Consider the following 8,466-nt stretch of genomic DNA (forward strand, 5'->3'; position numbering starts at 1 on the left):
GCATAGACGTCCTCTTCGCCATGCTCCGCGACGGCACCTTCTACCAGCCACCCACCACGGTCACGGCTTGACGAAAACCATAGGGGCACTTTTTTCGCCCTGACGTGTGCGGAGTCGAGGACCGCGCGGGGTAGGTCGAGCAGGCCGGCGTCGTCGAGACGGTGCAGGATCTCCTCGTGCAGCCTGCCCCACACGCCCGCCCTGGACCAGATCAGGAACCGGCGATGCGCTGTCGACTTCGATATCCCGAAACAGGGCGGCAGAGCCCGCCAGGCGCACCCGGAGACAAGTATGTAGATGCTCGCGGCGAACAGCGTCTCATCAGGCGTGTCCTGCGTCCCACCGCCCTGAGGCCGCACCCTCGACGGCGGGATCAGCGGCTTCGCGATCTCCCACAACCCGTCCGGAACAATCCAACTCCACGTACCCCGCCCCATGACGTGCCCAACGACCGCCTCACCACATAGGACACAGTCTTAGAGGGCGGTTCGTGAGCATTTGACCGTGCCTTGTCTTGAAGGGCGCTCATCAGCGGTTACTTCGAAAGGCGCTGTCCGGTGGGGCCACAGGCGATACTCGTCTTGTGGACTGGTTGGAGCGAGCTCGGGCGGCGGAACAGCTTCAAGATTGGGATGAGGCGATCGCGCTGGTGAGCGCCCACGCCGAATGCTTTTCCGACGATCCAGACATGCACGACAACCATCTGTGGGACATGGATCTGCTGGCCCGAGCGGAACGGATTTCAGAACTTACAGAGCGCGCTCTCACGGATAGCCACGCACGTCGAAGACTTAACAAATCGCTTCGAGAGCGGGGTATGGAGGCGGCGCTGTGTGACCGCGCCGAAGACGGCGACCGTGGTGCCCTCTACGTCCTTGTTCGACTGATGTGCGAGACGGGTCGGGTGCAAGAAGCCCAGAAGGTAGTTGAAGACATCGGTCCGGAGGACCAGTACGCACGCCAGATTGTGGCCAGCGATCGCTGGACATAGGTGTCCGGCTATGGCTTTCTCGCGAAGTTGCCGGTGTCGGCCTCGGTGAGGATGCCGAGTTTGACCAGGCGTTTCAGCTTGGCGCGGGTGCCTTCGACGTTCTTCGGCAGCAGTTTGTGGCCGAGGGCTTCGCAGACGTTCTTGGCGCGTAGCGGCCCGGTCGCGTGGTTGAAGGCGTCGAGGATGCGGGGGTAGTCCGGGTGCTCGGGCAGGTCCGGCGCGACGGCCGGGAGCCGGTCGGCGAGGCCGGCGACGGTCTTGCGGGTGATCGCGAGGTGCTCCAGGTGCGTCTCAGCCTCCCGCAACCGGCTCTGCAGGTCGTCGATCTGTGCACGGAGGCCGTCCGCCAGGGCCCGGGCGGCGTCTTCCTGCAGGTCCAGGGCGTCGAGCAGGGGCTGGATGTTCACGCTGCCACCGCCCGTTCTTCGCGCCAGGTGGGGGTGTTCGTGCCGGTGAGGCGTCGGATCATGACGTGGGTCATCGCCCAGTAGACGCGGGATGCGGAGGAGGAGGGGCGGTGCTCGTAGTCGCGAACCAGGCGCCGGTGCAGTATCAGGATCCCGTAGGTCTGCTCGACCCTCCACCGCTTCGGCTGCGGCACGAACCCCTTGACCTGTGGGTTGCGTGCGACGATCTCGACGTCGACGCCCAGGCCGGCACCGTGCGCGATGACCTGGTTCTTGAAGCCTTGGTCGGCCAGGGCTTTGCGGACGCTGCCGCCGGCGTGCTCGGCGACCTGGTCCAGCAGGACGATGCCCGCGGCGTTGTCGTGGGTGTTCGCGCCGAGGACGACGACCGCGATGACCAGGCCGAGGACGTCCACGGCCAGGCCGCGCTTGCGGCCGGGCACCCGCTTGGCGGATCATGGCCGGTCGTGGAGGCGGGGACCCCGGCAGCCACATGAACACTCTGGGTGTCCAGGACCACCAGGGTCGGGTCCTCTAATCGGCGGGCGCGTTCACGGACCTGGCAGCGCAGGAGTTCATGGATGACCTGGTCGGTGCCGTCGTCCCGCCAGGCGGCGCAATAGTAGTAGGTCGCACTCTTCTGGGGCAGGTCGTGCGGGAGGTAGGCCCACTGGCAGCCGGTCCGCCCCTGGTAGAGGATCGCGTTCACGATCTCCCGCATGTCGTAGGCACCCTGGTGGCCGCTGACCGAGGGGTGCCGGTCCTTCCACGCGGTGATCACCGGCTCGATCAACGACCACTGCTCGTCCGATAAGTCACTCAGGTACGGCTTGCGTTCGCTCACCCGATCACATCACCAGATCAGCAACCTTGGACCGGCGGATTCCGCCCCGGCACCACACCATCAGGCGATAACAGATCCACTCAAAGACTCACCAACCGCCCACTAAGACCGTCATCAGCGGCTCCCCTCAGCTGAGTTGGCGTCCGCGAGACGCTGTCGGAGGAGGATCTCAGCCGCGGTCATTCCTCCACAGAGCCTCGCAGAAAGCCGTCGTCTACCGAGTCCCCTTGCGCCGACTGGTCACTCTGCCTGAGGTGCCTTGAGGCGCGCCGTGTCTCATCCTGCTGAGCCGACAAGAACCCGTAGTCACGCACCTGTGCCTCCACTATTACATGATCATCTGTGGGTGGTGCGTTGATCACTTGAGGGTGCCATCGTTATCGGACACCACCGCTCGCACCATCAGCCTGCCCCCGCCAGTGGGCGAGGTAGTCCCGGGTGACCAGGGTGTCGGGGTGGTCGGGGCCCAGCACCCGCAGCCGGTCGGCCAGCAGTTCGGCGAACGCGGTGGCGGCCCCGGCCGCATCCCCCGCCTCCCCCCGCCACCGGGCGAGGTTGTGCCGGGCGAGCAGGGTGATGGGGTGGTCGGGGCCCAGCACCCGCAGAGAGTCGGCCAGCAGTTCGGCGAACACGGTGGCGGCCAAGGCCGCATCCCCCGCCTCCCCCCGCCAGTGGGCGAGGTTGTGCCGGGCGAGCAGGGTGATGGGGTGGTCGGGGCCCAGCACCCGCAGAGAGTCGGCCAGCAGTTCGGCGGTGCCGGTGGCGGCCCCGGCCGCATCCCCCGCGGCCCCCCGCCAGTGGGCGAGGTCGTGCCGGGTCATCAGGGTGTCGGGGTGGTCGGGGCCCAGCACCCGCAACTGGTCGGCCAGCAGTTCGGCAAATGCGGTGGCGGCCCAGGCCACATCCGCCGCCGCCCTCGAACCCCTCCATAAGGCGAGGTCGTGCCGGGTGCTCAGGGTGGCGGGGTGGTCGGGGCCCAGCACCCGCAGCCGGTCGGCCAGCAGTTCGGCCGTGGCGGTGGCGGCCCCAGCCGCATCCCCCGCGGCCCCCCTCCAGTAGGCGAGGTCGTGCCGGGCGGTCAGGGTGTCGGGGTGGTCGGGGCCCAGGTTCTGGCGGGCGGCGGTGTGCAAGTCCTGGAAATAGGCGCGGGCGGCGGTGACGAGTCCGGTGTGGCCGAGGCTGTTTCCGATGTGGAAGAGAACCGGGTGGGCGTCGGGCTGCCACAGGGCGTCTGCGGCGTGGGCAGTCAGGGCGGCGGTGTTGGCGCGCAGAGCCTTGCCGAGGGCAGTGTCGCGTTCGACCTCGGGCCAGGCCTCGTGCAAGGCGTCGGCGCAGGTACGGGCCGCCGTGTCGCGTGCGGCGGGGGTAAGGGCTTCGCGGGTGGCACGTTGGACGAGGTTGTGGACGCGTACCTCCTGGTGAGGGGTGTTGGGGGTGTGGTCGGCCAGGCTGAGCCGGTGTAGGCAGCGCAGCGCGTCGGCCGCATCGTCCACCCCGACCGCGCGCGGGGATACGCCGGGATCGGTGTCACCGTCGGGGGTGCGGTGTTCGGTGAGGTAGGCGAGGGCGGGGGGTGAGGTCAGGACGGTGGCGGGGATGCCGTTGGGGTCGAGCAGGGCCGCCAGGTGGAGCATGGGGCGGGCCAGGCCCGTCGGGCGGAGCCGGTCGGCGTGTTCGATGGACAGGGACCAGGTGGCGGCCACCGTGGCGCGGTGGGCGTCGGGCAGGCCGCTGTCCTCGGGGACCAGGTCGGGCAGCCTACGGGCGCGGTCGGCCAGCCGTGCGCGGTAGGTGGCGCAGTCCAGGTGGAGGTCGAGGAGATAGGTGACCGCCTGGGCCAGGGCCAGCGGCAGATGGCCCAGGTCGCGGGCGAGCTCCTTGACCTGCCCGGGGTCGTCGTGGCGGCCTTGGGCTGCGAGTTTGGTCCTCAGGTAGCCGACGGCCTCGCTCTTGGTGAACAGGCCGACGTCGATGAGGTGGCCGGGCAGGGCGGCGTCGCGGCGGCGGGTGGTGACCACAGTGCGGCCGTTCGGGCGCGCGGGCGGCCACAGGTCACTCCGTCCGTCCGTGCCGTTCAGGTGCGCGGGGTCACTCACGTCGTCGAGCACGATCAGCCATCGCCGGTCGGTGGACTGGGCCCAGGCCAGGAATCGGACGGCTGCCCGCTCAGGGTCGTCGAGACCGGCGCGTTGAGGGTCGTCGGGGTCGGTCACGGTGACAGCGGCCTCGGCGTAAGCGCTCAGGACCGCGTCCCTGCTGGTCGCGGTGACCCACACCAGCAGATCCACCGCTCCGGCCTGCCACACAGTGCGGGCGTGGTGAGCGGCGAGCTGAGTCTTGCCGACCCCACCGGTCCCGGACAGCACCTGGCACAGCACCGCCGTCCCACCCCCGGCCACCGCTCGCTCCAAGCCATCGCCGGCATCGCGGTGCTGGAAACAGTCCGCCCGCCGCGGAACCACGCCGACCAGCCGCGGCCAGGAGAGCGGCGCCCGCGGCGCGGCATGGTGCGTCACCGAATCGGCGCGGCCGACCACCAGGGCGCCGGACTGCGCGTAGAGCGATGTCTGTGCAGAGATGTGCGGGGCCTGGCTGGCGCCGGGTGCGGTCAGCGCTGCTCCGGACCCGGCATCGGAGGGTTTCCGAGGGTCACGTCGCCCATGCGCAGGGCGGCCGACGACCCGCGGTCGGCCTTGATGTCGGCGTTGCCGCCGATGGCGATGCCGTCGTCCCCGGCCGTGACTGCGCCGGAGGCCTGCCGGGCCACCAGTTCGCGCAGTTGCCCGGCGGCTTCCTCGCGGTCCGCCTCGCCCAGACTCTCCAGTAGGTCCTCGCACCGGGCCTGCCAGGATGCTTCCAGCCGGGTACGGACCTGGTCGGCGCCACCGGGGTCGGCGCGATCCAGTTCGAGGGCCGACCGGTCCAATCGCTCCAGGACCACCTGGGTTTCCCGCGCGTCCCGGCGGCCGAAGATCAGGGCCGCCCGGTCTCGGAATCCCGACCACACCTCGGTGCCGGCCGCCGAAGCCACCGCCGCCCCGAACGCCGAAGCCAGAACAATCAACGCCTGATCCAACACGTCATCCCCCCGCAAGGCGGCCAGCTGTCCCTATGCCGGTAAAGCGTACCGAGCCGGGCACCTCACCGCCGGTCGATCTGCCCGGGGCGTGCGTCACCCGTTCGCGCGCGGCCGGGTGCCGGTAGGGAGGGACGGTGAGCCATTGCAGACCGCGTTGTCCGCACGGCTGGCGCACGCCCGTCGAGCGGATGACCCCGAGCTCGGAACACAGCTCCGCGAACTGCCGCGACGCGTAGGGCGGTCCACGTGATCGGAATGGCAGCCCCCTGCACCCTCGATTCAGACGCTCGCCCCGCCGCCCAGCAGCCGGGCGAGCGTGCTCACCGCCCCGTCGATCTCGCGGGCGCACTCGTACAGCGCAGGGTAGGGCCTCCCCCACGGGTCTGCGACGTCGTCCTCGGCCGGCGGGACCGGGGCGGCAGCACCCCGACGGCCGGCCGCGGCCGCGACGAGGACGTCGAAACCGTCCACGTCCCGCGGGCCTTCCCGGCCCACTCCCCCGCCCCGCACTCCTCCCGCGGCGAGACGCACGAATTCCTTCAGGGTGAAGCAGCGCCGCATCGCCGACGGCGCAAGCCGCACGGCCGCCTCCCTGTGCTCGATGGCGAGCCCGAGGACCAGCGCCGCTCCCACGACGAGCTGCGCGGTGAGCGGGCGTGCCGCGAAGCCGGAGCCGTCACCACCCCGCTTCTCCAGCACCGCCCTGGTGGAGCTCTCCATACCGGGCCGGGGCCACGCCTCCGTGCCGGCGCTCTCCGGCCGCACGGCCGAGCCGGACGGTAGCTTCGAGGCCAGCAACCGCTCGGCAAGCACCGAGCGGTGCACGTTGCCCGTGCAGACGAACAGGACACAGGTCATTTCTCGCCCGCGAGACGCGTCGCCGCAGCGGCCTCCCTCCGGCGTTCCGCCATACGGGGAGCGGGCAGCTCGCCGTACGACCCGTAGGCGCCGTAGCGGTCGCCCCTGGGCGCCGGAGCCATGTTGAAGACGGTGCCGAGGACACGGACACCCACGCGGTCCAGCGATTCCGCAGCAGTGCGGACCTGTTCCCGGCTGGTCTTGGCGGCGCGGACGACGAGCAGTACGCCATGGGCGAGCGGAGCGAGTCCGACGGTGTCGGCGACAGGCAGCAGCGGCGCGCTGTCGACGATCACGACCTCGTAGGTGTCCGCCAGGTCGCGCAGCACCGCTTCCATCCGCGCCGAGGCGAGCAGCACCGTGGGATTCGGTGGTACGGCGCCGCTGGCAAGCACCGAGAGTCCGCCGCCGACCTGCTGCATCACGTCCTCGATGCGGGCCTGTCCAATGAGCACCGTGGTCAGACCGGCGTCCTGGACGAGACCGAAGGTCGAGGCCACACTCGGACGGCGCAGGTCGCCGTCCACGAGACAGGTGGAGACACCTGCCTCGGCGAGCGAGAGGGCAAGATTCACCGCGGTGCTGGTCTTGCCCTCACCGGGCACCGAACTCGTCACCACGATGATCCGGGGCGGGTCGTCGACCTGCGAGAACTGCAGGTTGGTGCGCAGCTTGCGGAAGGCCTCGACGCGGTTGGATTGCCCATCGGCGCTGACGAGCGGTTGCCTGGGGGCGTTCCTGTCGTACGGGATGGTGCCGAGACCCGGCAGCGCGGAGAACTCGCCCAGCGCCTCGCTCGTCTTGAGCGTGGTGTCGAGGTTCTCGCGCAGGGCGACGAGTCCGGCACCGAGCAGAAGGCCGCCGAATACTCCTGCGGCCAGGTTCAGCAGCGGGCGGGGCGAGACGGGGCCGACGGGGGCGACGGCCTCCTGGGTGACGCCCAGGGAGACGGGCGAGGCACCGTCGCCCGTACGGCTGCTTTGGGACCGCTCCGAGTCGGGCGTGTACTTGGGCGCCTCCAGTCGCTCGACGACCGCGCTGAACCGCTGCGCCACGGCGTTGGCGATGCGCGCCGCACGCTTGGGCTTGGTGTCCCGGACGGTGATGTCGATGAGCACGGTGTTGAGCGGGGCGACGGCGGTGATCCGGGACGCCAGTTCCTCCGGGGTGGTGCGCAGCCGCAGCTCCTTCACCACGGGCCGGGTCACCTGATGGGTGGTCACGATCGCGGCGTACGACTGCACGCGCGCCTGCGAGAAGCTCTGCCCCTGGTTCAGTTGGGCGGTGTCCTCACCGGTGCGGGTGGCGACGAAGAGCTGGGTCCTCGCCTCGTAGACGGGTGTGCTCAAGCTCGTCGCGGCGATCGCCGCCCCGATCGCGAGAACCAGACAGACCACGAGGGTCGGCCAGCGTCTGGCAAGAGCCTTCAGGAATCCGCGGAGATCCATGTTGTACCCCTCATGGGATCGAGGGAACCACCCAAAATGGAATGTTCTGTTCCCGATGTAAGCAACCGACGATAGGGACTCGCGCGTTTCAACCGGGGGAGATACCCCCGTGTCGGCCAGTCGAACGACCCTGGCGTCACGCCGTCGGGCCACCCCGTCGGGGTGGCAGCGTGGGCCATCGGGGAGCGAACACTGCACCATCCGGTGACTTCTGGGCAACACACCGTCAGCCAACGCCCTAATGTCTCTTTTTCTCATATATCCACGTATCTGGATCTTGATGACGGCCGACGCTGCAGCCTGGCCCAGATTGAAGTCGAGGAGAGTGAGAAGATGACGACATCACCCAGATGGCGGGTTTGTCTGGCATCGGCAGCATCGGCTGTCGTGCTCGTCGTCGCACCGCTGGTGGGGGCGCAGACCGCCCATGCGCAGTACCCGCCGCCACCGTACCCGCCGCCACCCCCATGCCTCACAATGGGCGCCACCACGGTAACGGCCGGAGGTACCGTGAACTTCAGGGCTACGGGGTTCGCCCCCCGGCAGCGTGTCACAGCGTTGCTGGCATCCGACCCGATCTTCCTCGGCCGGTACCGGGCCGACGCCAGCGGGATGGCGCATGCGACCGTGACCATCCCGAAGTGGGTCCGCGCCGGCTGGCACACCTTCAAGGTCACCGCGCGCAATCCCGACCTCACCTGCTCCGCTCGCATCAAGGTGTGGGCCGCGGTCGGTCGGCCAGATCACGGACACGGACCCGACGGACCAGATCACGGACACGGACACGGACCCGACGGACCAGATCACGGACACGGACACGGACCCGACGGACCAGATCA

The 8,466-nt window shown here is 69.6% G+C and carries 7 protein-coding genes and 1 pseudogene; 1 reads left to right on the plus strand and 7 read right to left on the minus strand.

What is annotated here, in order from left to right; genetic code table 11:
* The coding region (locus AB0F82_RS35695; RefSeq protein ID WP_362635281.1) for a transposase at positions 1-437 on the minus strand (437 nt) is incomplete at its 3' end.
* 146 nt (positions 438-583) lie between these two features.
* On the opposite strand from AB0F82_RS35695, the gene AB0F82_RS35700 reads away from it, so the two are divergent.
* Positions 584-991 (plus strand): hypothetical protein, encoded by a 408-nt coding sequence (locus AB0F82_RS35700; protein WP_362635283.1) that lies wholly within the window; start codon positions 584-586, stop codon positions 989-991.
* A gap of 8 nt (positions 992-999) precedes the next feature.
* On the opposite strand, the gene AB0F82_RS35705 is transcribed toward AB0F82_RS35700, so the two are convergent.
* The 6 genes and pseudogenes from AB0F82_RS35705 to AB0F82_RS35730 form a co-directional block, all read right to left on the minus strand.
* Complete coding sequence (locus AB0F82_RS35705) at positions 1,000-1,398, minus strand: hypothetical protein (protein WP_362635285.1); 399 nt, start codon at positions 1,396-1,398, stop codon at positions 1,000-1,002.
* Positions 1,395-2,242: pseudogene (locus AB0F82_RS35710) on the minus strand (IS5 family transposase). Before AB0F82_RS35710 ends, AB0F82_RS35705 begins: the two are co-directional and overlap by 4 nt.
* Before the next feature lie 377 nt (positions 2,243-2,619).
* Positions 2,620-4,641, minus strand: a complete 2,022-nt coding sequence (locus tag AB0F82_RS35715) for a tetratricopeptide repeat protein (protein ID WP_362635288.1) — start codon at positions 4,639-4,641, stop codon at positions 2,620-2,622.
* Positions 4,642-4,850: 209 nt separating this feature from the next.
* Positions 4,851-5,306, minus strand: a complete 456-nt coding sequence (locus AB0F82_RS35720) for a hypothetical protein (protein WP_362635289.1) — start codon at positions 5,304-5,306, stop codon at positions 4,851-4,853.
* 294 nt (positions 5,307-5,600) lie between these two features.
* Entirely contained in the window at positions 5,601-6,179 is a 579-nt protein-coding gene (locus AB0F82_RS35725; protein WP_362635292.1) for a low molecular weight phosphatase family protein, read from the minus strand.
* Positions 6,176-7,627: a polysaccharide biosynthesis tyrosine autokinase gene (locus AB0F82_RS35730; RefSeq protein WP_362635294.1), complete on the minus strand. Its 1,452-nt coding sequence runs from the start codon at positions 7,625-7,627 to the stop codon at positions 6,176-6,178. Before AB0F82_RS35730 ends, AB0F82_RS35725 begins: the two co-directional genes overlap by 4 nt.
* Positions 7,628-8,466: the final 839 nt, after the last annotated feature.

It is taken from the genome of Streptomyces virginiae (assembly GCF_040638905.1).
Lineage (GTDB): Bacteria > Actinomycetota > Actinomycetes > Streptomycetales > Streptomycetaceae > Streptomyces > Streptomyces virginiae_B.

Excerpts from the sequence above, each read along its gene's own strand:
- AB0F82_RS35730 (WP_362635294.1), bottom strand. The coding sequence starts at position 7,627 with ATGGATCTCCGCGGATTCCTGAAGGCTCTTGCCAGACGCTGGCCGACC.
- AB0F82_RS35725 (WP_362635292.1), bottom strand. The coding sequence starts at position 6,179 with ATGACCTGTGTCCTGTTCGTCTGCACGGGCAACGTGCACCGCTCGGTG.